Below are 15115 nucleotides of genomic sequence, written 5' to 3' on the forward strand. Positions count from 1 at the left end.
GAGCCGCCGTGGGATGTCAGGCTGCGGCCCGTGAGCCGAACCCTCCTCGCATCCGGCGCGGCGCTCGCCGCCCTTGCAGCCGTCCTGGTCGTGACCGTCTCGGGGCCGCCCCGCCTCGGGTGGTACCTGGCCGCGTGGGCGCTGTCCGGCGCGGCGCTGCTCGCGGCGCGGCGGCTGCCGGAGCGCCGGCTCGGCCCGCTGGTCGTCGCGGGCGGGATCGTGCTGGCCGCCACCGGGCTGACCGCGCCGCCGAGCAGCAGCACCGACGCCTACCGCTACGTCTGGGACGGCCAGGTGCAGGCCGCGGGCATCTCCCCGTACGCCTACCCGCCGTCCGACCCGGCGCTGGCCGGGTTGCGCGACCCCTGGCTGTTCCCGCGGGACTGCGCCGGGCTGTACCCGCTGCCGGACGGCGGCTGCACGCGCATCAACCGGCCCACCGTGCCGACGATCTACCCGCCGCTCGCGCAGGGCTACTTCCTGCTCGTCCACTGGCTCTCCCCGGAGGGGGCCGGGCTCAAGCCGCTGCAGGTGGCCGGATTCCTGCTGGCCGTGGCGGCGCTGCTCGTGCTGTGCCGGGTGGCGGGGCCGCATAAGGCCGCCTGCTGGGCGTGGTGCCCGGCCGTGCCGGTGGAGGCGGTCAACAACGCGCACGTCGACATGGTGGGCGTGCTGCTCGTGCTGCTGGCCTTCAGCGTCGTACGGGGGCGCGGCGCGCTGCTCGGCGCCGCCGTCGCCGCCAAGCTGCTGCCGGTCACGGCGCTGCCCGGGGCGCTGGCGGGCGACCTGCGCCCGCGCCGCCTCCTGGGCACGCTGGGCCCGGCCGCGCTGGTGGTGGCGCTGTCGTACGTGCCGTACGTGCTGGCCTCCGGCCCCTCGGTGATCGGCTACCTGCCGGGCTACCTCAAGGAGGAGCGTTACGACGCCGCCGCCGACGGCAACCGCTACGCCGTGCTCCGCCTGCTGCTGCCGGACACGTGGGCGCCGTACGCGGCGGTCGCGCTGCTGGCGCTGGTGGCCGTCCTTGTGCTGCGGTACGGCGACGCCCGCCGGCCCTGGGACGGCGCCCTGGTGGTCAGCGGCGCGTTCCTGCTGCTGCTCACCCCGGGCTACTCCTGGTACGCGCTGCTCGTGGTCGCGCTGGCCGCGATGGCGGGCCGCCCGGAGTGGCTGGGCGCGGCGCTGGCCGGCGCCATCGCCTACGTGGACGGCCCGGCCGGGCCCGGCGTCCTCGCCACCGTCTTCTACACCGCGTCCGCGCTGGCCGTGGCCGCCGTGCCGCTCGCCCGGCGGCCGGTCATGGCCGGGATCTCAGCGAAGGAATGAGTACCCTGAACGAGCCGCAGATCGTCATCATCGCCAAGGAGCCGCTGCCGGGGAAGGTGAAGACCCGGCTGACGCCGCCGTTCAGCCAGGAGGAGGCCGCGGCGCTGGCCGAGGCCGCGCTGCGCGACAGCCTGCGCGCCGCGTCCGAGGTGGGCGCCCGGCCGGTCCTGGCCCTCGACGGGCTGCCGGGACGCTGGCTGCCGCCGGACGTCGTGGTGATCCCGCAGCGCGGCGCCGGGCTCGACGAGCGCCTGGCCGCCGCGTTCACCGACGCCCACCGGCTGCGGCCGGGGCCGATCGTGCTCATCGGCATGGACACCCCGCAGGTCACGCCGGAGCTGCTGCGCGAGGCGGCTCAGGCGCTGGACGAGCACGACGCGGTCTACGGCCCGGCCGCCGACGGCGGCTTCTGGCTGCTCGGCCTGCGCCGCCCGGACCCGTCGCTGCTGCTCGGCGTGCCCATGTCGCACCCGGAGACCGGCAAGCACCAGCTCGACCGGCTCGACCGCGCCGGGCTCAGCGTGCACTGGCTGCCCGAGCTGATCGACGTCGACACCGCCGAGGACGCCGCCGCCGTGGCGGGCGCGGCGCCCGGCTCCGGCTTCGCGGCCAAGCTGCGGGAGTTCGGCCGGTGATCGGAGACCTGTACGCCGACGCGCTCGCCGGCGAGACCACGGAGATCGAGTACGTCGACGGCACCGTCGTGCCGCTGGAGGCGGCCCGCTGGTTCCGGCTCGTCGACGGCGACGAGGAGCTGCTGAGCCGCTGCACCAGCCCCACCCTCGACGTGGGCTCCGGGCCGGGCCGGCTCACCGCCGAGCTGACCAGGCGCGGCGTCCGCGCGCTCGGCATCGACATCACGCCCCGCGCGGTCGCCCTGACCCGGCGGGCGGGCGGGTTCGCGCTGCTGCGCGACATCTTCGACGACGTGCCCGGCGGCGGCAGGTGGGCGACCGCGCTGCTGGCCGACGGCAACATCGGCATCGGCGGCAACCCCGAGGCGCTGCTGTACCGGATCAGGCAGCTGCTGCGGCCGGGCGGCACGGTCCTGGCCGAGGTCGCGCCGCCCGGCACCCGCAGCCGCGTGGACCGCCTGCGGCTGCGCCGGGGGGCGCGGGCGGGGGAGTGGTTCGGCTGGGCCACGGTCTCGGCCAACGACGTGCGCCGCATCGCGCTGGCCGCCGGCTTCGCCGGCGCCGAGTGCTGGACGGCGCACGGCCGCTGGCTGGCCCGCGTCTTCTAGCTACTGGTAGCCCCAGGCGGCGGCGTACTTGGCGAGCTTGGGCGGCAGTGTGACGTCGTCGAAGGTGCGGGCGGCCTGGATGCGGCCCGACTTGATGGTGTCGCTGCGGTCGCCCAGGTTCGGCGCGAACCGCCCCTGGTCGTGCCTGCCGTACTCGAGCATGCCCGGCTCCCACTCCACGCCCAGGTACGCGCAGATCTCCCGGGTGACGGCCTCGGGCTTCGCGGTCAGCTCCTCGTAGCGCACGCTCAGGCCGCCGATCGCGGTGCGGGCCTGCTCCAGCGGCTTGAAGTACTTCAGCGCGGTCGCCTCCAGCGACTCGCGGGTCGCGGTGTTGTTCTTGCGCTTCTGCAGCGAGGAGACCACGCCCTCCGGGTGGCGCAGCATGAACAGGAACTTCGCCTCCGGCCAGACGTAACGCAGCCGCTCCCAGATGAAGACGTTGCCCGGCGTCTTGTCGACGATGATGTCCTTGCCGCTGCGCAGCAGCTCCAGGTGGAGGATGCGGTCCCACAGGACGTGCTCGAGCTCCACCTTGTCCAGCTCGAGCTCCTGCATGGACGTCTCGGAGAAGCCGGGCGTCAGCGCCACCTCGATGGTGCGCAGGTGCAGCTCGTGCGGGGCGCGGATGCGGGAGTGGCTGTTCAGCAGCATGCGCAGCAGCGTCGAGCCGGAGCGTATGGGGGCGATGACGAAGACGGGGGAGCGCACCAGCCGCGGCACCGCCGGGACGTTGTAGTCGACGGTCTGGGTGCGCTTCGGGGGCCGCCGCGCCTTCTGCCCCTCGGTGAGCCCGGAGCCGCCCTGCTCCGAGCCCGGTAGCTGCCGGGGTGGCCGTAGTGCCTCGCGGAGAAGTCGTGCTCGCCGTTTGAACCCTTTGTGGACGACTCCCATGGCGCGACTTTCTGACCCTTCCGCCTCCCGTGGCCCCTGGGCCCGCGCGGACGGTTGTCAGGGGGCACGGCGGCTCGGTGACTTGCTCGGGGGCTGTCACCATAGCGGGCGAAACTGAGGATTTCCTGCGGAAAGCCCGGTAGAAGCCCTGAGGGCCTTCCTTGACCGCCTCGCGGCGAAGGTTTCTCGTGCCTGCCGGGGCCGGGCGCGCACATGGCGCGGCCCCTCGCGGGTGCGAGGGGCCGATGGGCGCGATCGTGCCCGGGGGAACCGGGGCGGGCGCGGTCAGCGGGCGCGCATCACCGCCGGCTCGTGGCGGCGCAGCAGGACCGCCACCGCGAACGAGCAGACCACCGCGAGCCCGGCCAGCATGCCCATGTCCAGCAGCCATGTGCCGAGATCCCGCTCCCACAGCGGGTCCGGCGGGTCGTCGGTGAGCGGCATGAGCAGGCCGGCGTCGAGCGTGCCCGCCAGCGCGGCGAGCGCCCACCGGGCCGGGACGAGCCAGGCGATCTGCTCCATCACCGCCATGCCCTCCAGATGCACCAGCGCCCCGCAGAACACCAGCTGCACCAGCGTGGCCAGCACGAGCAGCGGCATCGTCGTCTCGCTCGTCTTGGCCAGCGCGGAGATGAGCAGCCCCACCGTCATCGCGGTGAACGACAGCAGCGCGACGGCGAGCGCCAGCTCCGGCAGCGGGGCGGTGAACACCCCCTTGTCGGGCGTGCCGACGTTCACCATCGCCACCAGCGTCAGCACGACGCCCTGCGCCACGGTGATCACGCCGAGCACCAGCAGCTTGGAGCACAGGTAGGCGGATCTGGACAGCCCCACCGCACGTTCGCGCTGGTAGATGACGCGCTCCTTGACCAGCTCGCGCACCGCGTTGGCGGCTCCGGTCAGGCAGCCGCCCACGCACAGGATGAGCAGCAGGTTGACGGCCTTGGGGTTGCTGCCCGGCGGCCCGGTCAGGTCGCCGGTCGGGACGACGCGGGCCAGCAGCCCCATGAGGACCGGCAGGGCGAGCGTGATGCCGAGGAACAGCCGGTCGGCGGCGATGCCCCGGCAGTAGCGGCGCACCAGCGTGCTGAGCTGCCGGTGCCAGCTCTGCTGCTTCGGCGGCGACTCCCGGTGCGGGGGCGATGACGGCGTCGCGGGCTGGATGAGGTCGGCGGTGATGTACTTCTGGTGCAGCGGCGAGCGGGCGTACTCGCCGGCCCAGTCGCGGGTGGGGTCGTCGAAGGCGAGGAACACGTCCGCCCAGTCGTCGAACCCGAGGAACGGCAGCGCCTCTCCGGGCGGGCCGAAGTAGGCGATCTTCCCGCCCGGCGCCATCACCAGGAGCCGGTCGCAGACGTCCAGGTTCGCGACGCTGTGCGTGACCACCGCGACCGTACGCCCGTCGTCGGCCAGGTCCCGCAGCAGGTGCATGACCGACTTGTCCAGCCCCGGATCCAGTCCCGACGTCGGCTCGTCGAGGAACAGCAGGGACGGCTTCGTCAGCAGCTCCAGGGCCACGCTGACGCGCTTGCGCTGACCGCCCGAGAGCGCCGAGATGCGGGTGTCGGCGCGGTGGTCGAGCCCGAGCTGGATCAGCACCTCGTCCACCCGCCGCTCCCGCTCGCGGGGGCTGGTGTCGTCGGGGAAGCGCAGCTCGGCGGCGTAGAGCAGGGCGCGGCGCACGGTCAGCACGCTGTGCAGGATGTCGTCCTGCGGCACCAGCCCGATGCGCGAGCGCAGCTCGGCGTAGTCACGGTAGAGGTCGCGGCCGTCGTAGGTGACCACGCCCTGGTCGGCGGGGCGCAGGCCGGTGAGCGCGCGCAGCAGCGTGGACTTGCCCGACCCGCTCGGGCCGACGATCGCGAGCAGGCACTTCTCGCCCACCGGGAACGTCACGTTGTCGAGCAGCACCTTGCCGCCGTCCACGGTGACGGTCAGGCCGTGCGCCTGCAGGCACACCTCGCCGGTGTCGGCGTACTCGGTGAGCGTGCCGTCCGCCAGGCGGAACGTCGAGGTGCCGATGCCGATGAAGTCGTCGGGGGAGATGCGGGCACGCCGCACCGGGCGGCCGTTGACGTACGTGCCGCCGCGGCTGTTCAGATCCACGATCTCGGCCACGCCGGCGGTGACGCGCAGCTCGGCGTGCCGCCGGGACACCCGCAGGTCGGTGAGCACGATGTCGTTGTCAGGCGCCCGCCCGATGCGGACGACCTGCACGCCGGTGAGGTCCGTGATGGAGACCGGCTCGCGCCACTGGCCGGCGCGCGGGAACGGCACCGTCCCCGCCGCGAGGTCTTCATCCGTCCGCACAGCCGTCCCGGTGCCTCCCGGTACGGCCTGCGCCATCACGCGCGTGCGCTGCGGCGCCGGCGCCGGGGCGGCGGCGCGGAAGCGGACCAGTCCCGGTCCCGACGCCTGGCCGAGACCGACGCTGGTGCCCGGCGTCACGGCGATGCGCTGGACCCGGCGGCCGCCCGCGTACGTGCCGTTACGGCTGCCCGCGTCCTGCAGCAGCCACTGCCCGCCCTCGAACCAGAGCACGGCGTGGTGACGCGAGACCCGGTCGGCGTTGACCACGATGTCCGATCCCGGGTCGCGGCCGAGCCGGTACGACCGCCCGGGATCGAGGACCACCGACCCGCCAGGGCCATCGATGACAAGCTGCGTCACGAAACCGCCTTCCTCCCTCGGGGCGTGCGGGGACGGGTGCGGGCACCGCCACCGCTCGCTGGAAACCCATGATCGTAGGCCACCGTTCCGGAAAGAGGGAGTGATCGCGGACGTTTCAAAAATGCTCGTATAGTCCGGGCCGCGTCCTGGAACGTGCACGGCCGCCGAGGTGCGGCGCGGCGGGCGACACCCGGGGGCCGGTGGTCACCGAGTGGTCACCCGGCGGTCGTCGCGCCGGGCGGCTGCCGCCGGGGCCATGGGCGGCCGATGAGGCGTTCGATGTCCTCGTTGAACTGCTGGAAGTCGGCGACGAAGCGCTCGAGCCGCTCCGGCGGCCAGCCTTGCAGCACCTTCGTCAGCCCCTCGACGATCCTGGCGCGGTCGGCGGCCAGCCGGCGGCGGCCCTCGCGGGTGATGCGGAACTTGCGGGCCAGGCCGCCGTGGGGGTCGAGGGTGCGCTCGACCAGCCCGTCCTTGAGCAGGGCCGCGGTCTGCCGGTTGAAGGTGGAGGCGGCGAGGCCGAACGCCTCGACGAAGTCTCCGATCGACATCGGCCCCTGCGCCTCGAGCCTGCTGAGCAGCACGTACGCGCTGCGCTCAAGGCGCTCGCCGCCGGGGCCGCCCTGCGGCGTGGTGAGCTCGCGCTGCCGCGTGAGGATCATCAGCTCCCGCTCAAGATGGGCGCTCGCCTGCTCGGCGTCCATGGGCGAACCTCCGCTCGTGCCTTCCGCTCACCTGCACCCTACGGCAGCGTGCATGATGCTCAGGGATTGCATGATGCAACTCATGTGCATGATGCTTTCGATGTGTATCGTGCACAAAGGCGAGGTCCCGGCGAGCGCCGCGGCGAACCGGTCGAGGAGGTCAGATGACGAGCGACGAACAGGTCCTGTCCTACCCGCTGCACTACGAAACGGCACTGGAGCCGCCCGAGGAGTGGGAGCGGCTGCGCGGCCGGTGCCCGGTGGCCACCATCGAGCTGCCCAGTGGCGACCGCGCCAAGATGCTCACCCGCCACGCCGACATCAAGGCGTTGCTGACCGACCCCCGCTTCGCCCGCCCCACCGCCGCCGACAACGCGGCCAGGGTGGCGCCCGAGGGCTCGGGCGGCGCGGCGGCCACCGGCGAGTCCACCATGGTCGTGCCGATGAAGGGCGAGCAGCACCTGCGCTGGCGGCGGCTGGTCGGCAAGTACTTCACCGCCAAGCGCATGGCCGCGCTGCGCCCGTCCATGACCGCGACGGCCGAGCACCTCATCGACGAGATGGTCCGCAAGGGCGCCCCCGCGGATCTGAAGGCGGCGCTGGGCTTCCCGCTGCCGGTGTACGTCATCTGCGACATGCTGGGCGTGCCTGCCGACGACCGGCACCGCTTCTCCCGCTGGTCCGACATGTTCCTCAGCGTCACCCGCTACACGCAGGAGGAGGCGCGGGCCGGGCAGGCCGAGTTCGCGGAGTACATGTCCGCGCAGATCGCCGGAAAGCGCAACGGCGACAGCGACGACCTCATCGGCATGCTCATCAGGGAGAGCGAGGGCGAGGGGCAGGGCATGTCCGACGCCGAGCTGCTGAGCACCGCGATGGGGCTGCTGGTCGCCGGGCACGAGACCACCGCCAACATGATCGGCAAGATGGTCGCGATGCTGCTGGCCGACCGCAGCAGGTGGGAGCGGCTGCTGGCCGACCCCTCCCTGGTGCGCACGGCGGTGGAGGAGTCGCTGCGCTTCGACGTCAACCACGGCTTCGGCCTGCGCCGCTACCTGACCGAGGAGGCCGAGCTGGGCGGCGAGGTGCTGCCCGCCGGGACGACCGTGCTGTGCGCCATGGCCTCGGGCAACCGCGACGAGTCCGTCTTCGACCGCGCCGGTGAGATGGACCTCGGCCGCAGCCCGAACCCGCACCTCACCTTCGGCGCGGGCCCGCACTCCTGCCTCGGCCAGGCGCTGGCCCGCACCGAGCTGCAGGTGACGCTGGAGACGCTGCTGCGCAGGCTGCCCACCCTGGAGCTGGCCGTGCCGCCCGAGGACCTCAAGCGGGTGGAGGGCCTGCTGGTCGGCGGCCTTCAGGAGGTCCCCGTCCGCTGGTGAGGCGGCCGGGAACGCGGACGGCCCGCCGGGAGCCGCTCCCGGCGGGCCGTTCACATGTGGCGGTCGAGGATGCCCCGGCCGGCCTGCGAGGTCAGCTCACCGTGCCGGTGCTCGCCTCGGCGGCCTCGGTCTCCTCGGCCTCCTTCTCGCCCTCGCGGGCGTGCGCGTCCACCTCGGCCTGCCTGCGCTCGGCGCGCACCAGGTCGCGGTGGCCGAACGCCAGCACCACGACGCCGAGGACGAGCGAGCATGCGCCGATCAGGAACGGCACGTGCACGTTGTAGGCCTCGGCCAGCTTGCCGGCCGCGAACGGCGCCAGGCCGCCGCCGATGAAGCGGACGAACCCGTACGCCGCCGAGGCAACCGGCCGCTCCACCGGCGCGACCATCATCACGGCCTGCGTGGTGAGCGTGTTGTTGATGCCGATGAAGATGCCGGCCACGATCACCGCCGCGACCAGCACCGCCTGGTTCTCGGTGAAGGCGGCGATGACGAAGACGACGATCGCGAGCGCCGTCAGGTTGCCGTAGAGCGTGGGCGCCAGGCCGAACCTGCGCTGCAGCCAGGGCGCGCCGGCCACCGAGAAGATCGCCACCATCAGGCCCCAGCCGGTGAAGACCAGGCCGAGCTCGATGGCGTGCAGCCCCATGGGGAACGGCGCGTAGCCGAGCACCGTGAAGAAGCCCCAGTTGTAGCAGAGCGCGGTCAGGCTCATGATGAGCAGGCCGCGGTGGCGCAGCGCCTTGATCGGGTCGAGCAGCCCGGTCTTGCGCGCCGGCTTGGGCTGTGCGCGCACCAGCGTGATCGTGGCGATGAGCGCGATCGCCATGAGCACGGCGACGCCGTAGAAGGGGCCGCGCCAGCTGATGTGGCCGAGCAGGCCGCCGAGCAGCGGGCCGACGGCGATGCCGATGCCGAGCGCGGCCTCGTACAGGATGATGGCGCCGGAGAAGCCGCCGCTGGCGGCGGCCACGATGACGGCCAGCGAGGTCGCGACGAACAGCGAGTTGCCGAGGCCCCAGCCGGCGCGGAAGCCGATGATGCCGCCGATGCTGTCGGAGGATCCGGCCAGCGCGCTGAAGACCACGATCAGCACGAGACCGGTGATGAGCGTCCGCTTGGCGCCGATGCGGCTGGAGACCCAGCCGGTGACGAGCATGGCGACGGCCATGATGACCAGGTAGCTCGTGAAGAGCAGGGTCACCTGGCTGGGCGAGGCGTGCAGGTCTTCTGAGATGGCGGGCAGGATCGGGTCGACCAGCCCGATGCCCATGAACGAGATGATGCAGGCGAAGGCCACCGCCCAGACGGCCTTCGGCTGGCGGAAGGGATTGCCGGCGCTGCCGCCGCTCATAGAGTGCCTCCAATTGCGCGAGTGACCAGTCGGTCGAGTGCGGGCAGTGCGGCGGCGATGGCGGCCTTGTCCGCCTCCGGCAACTCGGCCATCGCATCGGCCAGCCGCTTGGCCAGCGCCGTACGGCGCCTGGCCAGCTCGTCGCGGCCCTGCGGGGTGATCTCGACGAGCACGACGCGGCCGTCCTCGGGGTCGGGACGGCGCACGGCCAGCTCCTCGCGCTCAAGGCGGGAGACGAGCTGGGTCATCGCCGGCTGCGTGACGCCCTCGAGCTCGGCCAGCTCGGTGAGACGGTGCGGGCCACCGCGTTCGAGGTGGCCCAGCGTCGACATCGAGGTGAACGACCGATCCCGCGGAAAGTCGAGCAGCCGCATCATCGTCCTGACCCGCATCAGGCCGGTGGCGAGCTCCAACTCGTCCATCTGTGGAGATGGGGGATCATCTTGCATAAGGAATTTATATCACCTGCTTATGTATGTATGCGCACCTGGGCCCGCCGGGCCGGGCAGGGGAGGCTCTGAGAGGGCCCTGGTGCCGCGGCTCAGGGGCTCGGGGTCAGTGGCCCGGCGCCGGAGCCCGGGAGATCACGATGCCGCGGGGTTCACGAGGTCAAGGGGTCGATCGTGTAGTACGGCCCGATGTCCACCTTGTCGCCCGAGACGAGCAGCCGCCGCGACAGCTTGCCGTCGAAGGCCACCACACGGACCTCGTCCTTGCTCGGGACGTTGTCGTACTCCCAGCAGTACAGATGCTCCTCATCCCACCAGCCGAGGATCTTGTCGCAGTCGGAGGTGAAGCGCTGCAGCCGCGCGCCGGTGGCCACATCCCACACGCAGGTCTCGCCGTCATCGCCGTTCGGGCATTCGGTCACGAGCATCCGGCCCGACGGCGAGAAGATGTCCATCGTGCCGGAGGCCAGCGGCCCGACGCCCGGCAGGTCGCGCACGCGCTCGCCGGAGGTGTCGTAGAAGCGCAGGCCCCGGCCCTTGCCGTACTCGATGACCACGCCCTTCTCCTCGGCGTCCCAGCCGAAGTCGCTCTCGCGGATCTCGTCGTCGTTCACCCGGACGATGTTCGCCTTGGCGGTGGCCACGTCGACGATGACGAACCCGACGGTGTCCCACTTCTTGTCGTCGCCGCTCCCGACCGGCCTGCTGATGTCCAGCAGGAGCCGCGAGCCGTCCCGCGAGAAGTTGCGGATGCCGGAGACCATCGGCTTGTGCACCGTCTTCACACGGAAGCTGGAGCCGTCGCGCCGATCGGTGATGAGGATCGAGTCGTAGCCGTCGGAGGTATAGTCCTCGGGCCTGGTCGCCAGGTAGCGGCCGTCGGGGGAGACCACCGCTTCGAGCGCGCCGGAGTGCTTGTCGAACCCGCCGGTCAGCGACCGCCGGGCGTAGTCGGTGTCGCCCACCACGTACCTGGTCAGCGAGAGCGGATCGGACGGGCTCTCGTACAGGTAGATGTCTCCGCCGGGCAGCTTCAGCCTGGCCGGCGTGGCCGTGGACGCCGGGGTGGCGGAGGAGCTCGACGGCGTGGTCGAGGCGGGGGCCGGCGTGGTGGCGGCCGGGGCGGCCGAGGCCGGCGTCGAGGCCTCGCGCCCCAGGAGGGTCGGTACGGTGATCGCGGCGGTCACGGCGGCCGCCGCGACCAGCGTGCTCGCGATGACCACGACCTTGCGGCGCCGGCGCCCGGACGGGCCGGTGGGCGGCGTGCGCGGCCCGGAGGGCGTCGCGGCGACCGGACCGCCGGGCGCTCCCACGACCGGGGCGCCGGCCGGGTCCGGGGGCGGCGGGACGGTCGGGCCCGCGACCGATCCGGCGGGCGCTCCGGCGGCGGGCACGGCCTGCTTGCTGCCCTCGGCCAGCGGGTTCGCGCCGGGCGCGGGCGAGCGCAGCAGCTGCGTGATCACCTCCATGGCGGTGGGCCGCTTCGCCGGGTCCTTGTCCAGGCAGCGGCGCGCCAGGTCGGCCAGCTTGCCCTCGAGCGCCCCGAGCTGCGGGCTCTCGTTGAGCACCCGGCTCATCACGGCGTGCGTGCCGTCGCTGCCGAACGGCGCCCGCCCGCAGGAGGCGAAGACCATCGTGCCGGCCCAGGAGAACATGTCGGCCGCCGGGCCCACGCCCTGCCCCAGGATCTGCTCCGGCGCCATGTACGCGGGCGTGCCGATCTGCGTGCTGCTCGTCATCATGGCCGGGTCGATCGTGCGGGCGATGCCGAAGTCGATCACCCGCGGGCCGCTGGCGCTCATGATGACGTTGCCCGGCTTGAAGTCGCGGTGCACCACCCCGGCCTCGTGGATCGCGGCCAGCGCGGTGGCGGTGCCGATGGCCAGGCGTTCGAGGTCGCCGCCCGCGAGCGGGCCGTCCTCGCGCACCACCCGGTCCAGCGAGCGGCCCTCGACGTACTCGCTGACGATGTACGGGCGGCCGTGCTCCTTGCCCGTGCTCAGCACCGCGGCCGTACAGAACGCCGCCACCCGCCGCGCGACCTCCGCCTCCCGCAGAAAGCGCGCGACGCTGTCGCCGTCGTCGGACGGGCGCAGCCACTTGACGGCCACCCGCACGTCCATCGGGGTCTTGGCGAGGTAGACGACGCCCTGTCCCCCCTCGCCCAGCCTGCCAAGGAGCTCATAGCCGCCCAGCTGCTGAGGGTCACCGGGCAAAAGCGGCGTGAAGTCGGCCATGCGTCATTGTGATACCACGTTCGGGATCTACCACAACCTTACTTCGCGATAACCGGCGCTTGACTCGCGTGCTGTTGTAGGCGTCCTGGCCGGTCGCGGGGCATGGAATGATCGGCAGGTGACCGATTTCGCGCAGCCGCGGGCGCTCGCCCGCCGCTCCGCCGCCGCGCTCGACGCCGCCGTCGCGGCCGGGCGCGAGCTGGGGCTCACCGTGACCGGCGCCGAGGTGCTGCACGACCTGTTCTCCGTGGTCGTGCACCTCGCGCCCGCACCGGTGGTGGCGAGGGTTCCGGTGGTGTTGCCCGCGTACGTGACCCCCGACGTGCTGGCCCGCCGCCAGCAGGCGGAGCTCGACGTGACCCGCTGGCTCGCCGACCGGGGCGTCCCGGTGATCGCGCCGAGCCCGCTCGTGCCCGCCGCGCCCGTGCGGCGCGACGGGTTCTCGCTGACGTTCTGGCAGTACGCCGAGGAGGACCGCGGCAGGGAGCCCGACTACGCCGCCAATGCCGAGAGCGTCGCCGCGCTTCACGCCGCCATGCGCGACTGCCCCGTGCCGCTGCCGTTCCTGTCGGCGGCCGAGCCCGCGTTCATCGACGACAGCCTCCACCGGCTCGGCGACCGCCCCGATCTCATCGCCCCCGCCGACCTCGACCGGGCCCGCCGCGAATGGCGCGAGCTCGCACCCCTCGTACGCTCCCGCGCCGCCTTCGAGCAGCGCTTCCCCGGCATCGAGGTGCAGCCGGTGCACGGCGACGCACCGGCGGCCAACATCTTCCACGGCGTCGCCGGCGACCTCTACTCCGACTTCGAGCTGGTCACGCTCGGCCCCGTCGAATGGGACCTGGCCGGGCACGGCCCCGAGCTCGCCGCCGCCTACGACCGCGGGGCCGAGCGCCAGGGCCTGCGCCCGCTCGACGCCGATGTGCTGCGCTTCACCGACGCCATCGGCATCCTGCGCGTCATCGCCTGCCTCGACCTGGTGCCGCAGCTACCCGTGCTGCACGACCACCTGAAGCCGGCCCTGGAGCGGTGGCGGGCCGGCTGACCGGCCGTCACGACTGCGTGCGGGTCCACTGCTGGTTGGCGCCGCTGCCGCAGGTGTACTGCTGGATGTCGGCCCCGTCGGCCGTCGATGCGCCCACGACGTCCAGGCACTTGCCGCTGTGCCGGGCTCTCAGCTGGTAGTAGGCGCCGGCCTGGACCCACTGCCACTGCTGGTTGGCCCCGCCCGTGCAGGTGTACTGGATGATGTTCGCGCCGTCCGCCGTCGAGGCGCTCGCCACGTCCAGGCACTTGCCGCTGCCGACGCTGACGATCCGGTGGTAGCCGTCGCCGGCGTCCTCGACGTACCACTTCTGGTTGCCGCCGCCGTTCCACGCATACTGCTTGATCTCGGCGTTGTCCGCCGTGGACGCGCCCACCACGTCCATCACCTTGCCGCTGTGCCGGGCGGTGATCCGGTACGCCGGCCCCGGACCCGAACCGGTGATCTCACCCGTCTCGGCGTCGATCGTCACCTGCGCGTGCCAGCTCAGGCTCATGCTCGTCGCCGACGGGAACGTGATCGGCAGCCACACGTACTGCGAGTCGTTCACCGGCCCGCCCCACGCGCCCGCCCACCGGTCGCCCATATAGAGGTAACTCGTCGTCCTGCTGCCCTGCACCGGCAGCACGAACGCCGGCTGCGAGCCGAACGTCGTGCCGTCGCCCACGTTCGTCCAGCCCGTCCACGGGCCCGAGATGCTGGACGCGGTGGCGTACTTGGCCTGGTTGGGGCTCCACCCGGTGGCGCCGGAGGTCAGCAGGAAGTACGTCGAGCCGCGCTTGAACATCGCCGGAGCCTCCCGGTGCGCGTCGTTCCAGAAGTTGCCCACCAGCGTTGCGACGTTCAGGTAGTCGGGGGTCAGCCGGTAGATGTGCAGGTCGTAGTTGTCGTCCGCGGCCGAGATCATGTACGCGGTGCCGCCGTCGTCGTACAGCGTGATGTCGCGCGACATGTGCTGTCCGAGCGGCCGGAAGCTGCCGTGGTAGGTGTAGTCGCCGTCCACCGTGGCCGACGAGGCGACGGCGGCCCGGGCCTCGCTGTAGTCCCGGCCGTTCTCCTTGTGCATCCACATCACGTACCGGCCGGTGGCGGCGTTGTAGATGACCTTGGGCCGCTCGATGTTGGCGACGTTCAGCTCGGGATGCGACGAGCTGGTGAGCACGTCGCGCCGGAACTCCCAGTTCACCAGGTCCGCCGAGCGGTAGACGGATACGGCGCGGAACGTGTTGTCCGGGTTGCGGTTCTCGCCGAACCAGTAGTAGTAGCCGCCCGCCTTGACCACGCCGCCGCCGTGGGCGTGCAGCACGTTCCCGGCGGTGTCGCGGAACTGGGTGCCGTTGGTGATGGTCAGCGGCGCGGCCTGGGCCGGCGCCGCCGGGGCCACCAGGGCGGCGGCGATCAGCAGGGCGGCGGCCAGCGCCCGCCGCAGGGATCGGAGCATGCGGCATCCTCCTCGTACGTGAGCGGGAAAGTGGCGTCCTCCCGGCCGGCCAGGGCCGAGCCGGAGCCGAGCGTGTCGATGCGCTTCGGTGGTGCTGGGCGAACAAGGGGACCCCATCACGCAGGCGCTGCGGGCGGCGGCTTGGGCGGCCGACGGCGGGGCGAGCGCGAGACCGAGGAGCAGGGCGCACGAGGCGCTGATCACGCGGCGCAGTGACCATCAGACGTCCTTCGCTGGTGGGGCCTTCGCGTGTTAGCGCTAACATCCGGATTGGGCGCGGCCCGCGAGCCGAGGCCGCATGGGGCATGGGCTGACGTTCCCGCCGAGTGTTTACGTGAGCATCACCCCTGTCAACCACCCAGTGCAACTT

At 72.6% G+C, this 15115-nt stretch carries 12 protein-coding genes; 5 read left to right on the forward strand and 7 right to left on the reverse strand.

Translation table 11 applies throughout. From position 1 onward, the window contains the following. Positions 1-30: 30 nt before the first annotated feature. From ACGFIM_RS02070 to ACGFIM_RS02080, 3 genes are read left to right on the forward strand one after another with little or no spacing between them, the layout of a single operon-like run. A complete protein-coding gene (locus ACGFIM_RS02070; RefSeq protein WP_393193127.1) occupies positions 31-1326 on the forward strand; it encodes a glycosyltransferase 87 family protein in 1296 nt (431 codons plus the stop codon). After that, entirely contained in the window at positions 1323-1961 is a 639-nt protein-coding gene (locus ACGFIM_RS02075; RefSeq protein WP_393193129.1) for a TIGR04282 family arsenosugar biosynthesis glycosyltransferase, read from the forward strand. The genes ACGFIM_RS02070 and ACGFIM_RS02075 overlap by 4 nt, the downstream gene beginning before the upstream one ends. Then, positions 1958-2569: a class I SAM-dependent methyltransferase gene (locus ACGFIM_RS02080; protein WP_393193132.1), complete on the forward strand. Its 612-nt coding sequence runs from the start codon at positions 1958-1960 to the stop codon at positions 2567-2569. Before ACGFIM_RS02075 ends, ACGFIM_RS02080 begins: the two co-directional genes overlap by 4 nt. On the opposite strand, the gene ACGFIM_RS02085 is transcribed toward ACGFIM_RS02080, so the two are convergent. From ACGFIM_RS02085 to ACGFIM_RS02095, 3 genes are all read right to left on the reverse strand, one after another. Then, a complete protein-coding gene (locus ACGFIM_RS02085; RefSeq protein WP_393193135.1) occupies positions 2570-3463 on the reverse strand; it encodes a sulfotransferase family protein in 894 nt (297 codons plus the stop codon). A gap of 285 nt (positions 3464-3748) precedes the next feature. Beyond that, the gene (locus tag ACGFIM_RS02090; protein WP_393193138.1) at positions 3749-6133 is read right to left on the reverse strand and encodes an FHA domain-containing protein; all 2385 of its coding nucleotides are present in this window, start codon (positions 6131-6133) and stop codon (positions 3749-3751) included. Between the two features lie 215 nt (positions 6134-6348). Continuing rightward, a complete protein-coding gene (locus ACGFIM_RS02095; protein ID WP_393193140.1) occupies positions 6349-6837 on the reverse strand; it encodes a MarR family winged helix-turn-helix transcriptional regulator in 489 nt (162 codons plus the stop codon). Between the two features lie 164 nt (positions 6838-7001). Between ACGFIM_RS02095 and ACGFIM_RS02100 the strand changes: the two genes are divergently transcribed. Beyond that, the gene (locus tag ACGFIM_RS02100; protein ID WP_393193143.1) at positions 7002-8219 is read left to right on the forward strand and encodes a cytochrome P450; all 1218 of its coding nucleotides are present in this window, start codon (positions 7002-7004) and stop codon (positions 8217-8219) included. Positions 8220-8310: 91 nt separating this feature from the next. On the opposite strand, the gene ACGFIM_RS02105 is transcribed toward ACGFIM_RS02100, so the two are convergent. The 3 genes from ACGFIM_RS02105 to ACGFIM_RS02115 all read right to left on the reverse strand — a co-directional run bounded on the left by ACGFIM_RS02105 (position 8311) and on the right by ACGFIM_RS02115 (position 12259). Then, positions 8311-9573, reverse strand: coding sequence for an MFS transporter (locus tag ACGFIM_RS02105; protein ID WP_393193146.1), 1263 nt, complete (start codon positions 9571-9573; stop codon positions 8311-8313). Next, a complete protein-coding gene (locus ACGFIM_RS02110; RefSeq protein WP_393193149.1) occupies positions 9570-9995 on the reverse strand; it encodes a MarR family winged helix-turn-helix transcriptional regulator in 426 nt (141 codons plus the stop codon). The genes ACGFIM_RS02105 and ACGFIM_RS02110 overlap by 4 nt, the downstream gene beginning before the upstream one ends. Before the next feature lie 179 nt (positions 9996-10174). Next, positions 10175-12259, reverse strand: coding sequence for a protein kinase (locus ACGFIM_RS02115; RefSeq protein ID WP_393193152.1), 2085 nt, complete (start codon positions 12257-12259; stop codon positions 10175-10177). Positions 12260-12377: 118 nt separating this feature from the next. Between ACGFIM_RS02115 and ACGFIM_RS02120 the strand changes: the two genes are divergently transcribed. Then, positions 12378-13304 (forward strand): aminoglycoside phosphotransferase family protein, encoded by a 927-nt coding sequence (locus tag ACGFIM_RS02120; RefSeq protein ID WP_393193155.1) that lies wholly within the window; start codon positions 12378-12380, stop codon positions 13302-13304. 7 nt (positions 13305-13311) lie between these two features. On the opposite strand, the gene ACGFIM_RS02125 is transcribed toward ACGFIM_RS02120, so the two are convergent. After that, the gene (locus ACGFIM_RS02125) at positions 13312-14745 is read right to left on the reverse strand and encodes an RICIN domain-containing protein (protein WP_393193158.1); all 1434 of its coding nucleotides are present in this window, start codon (positions 14743-14745) and stop codon (positions 13312-13314) included. Positions 14746-15115: the final 370 nt, after the last annotated feature.

Source organism: Nonomuraea sp. NPDC049309 (assembly GCF_043196965.1).
GTDB lineage: Bacteria > Actinomycetota > Actinomycetes > Streptosporangiales > Streptosporangiaceae > Nonomuraea > Nonomuraea fastidiosa.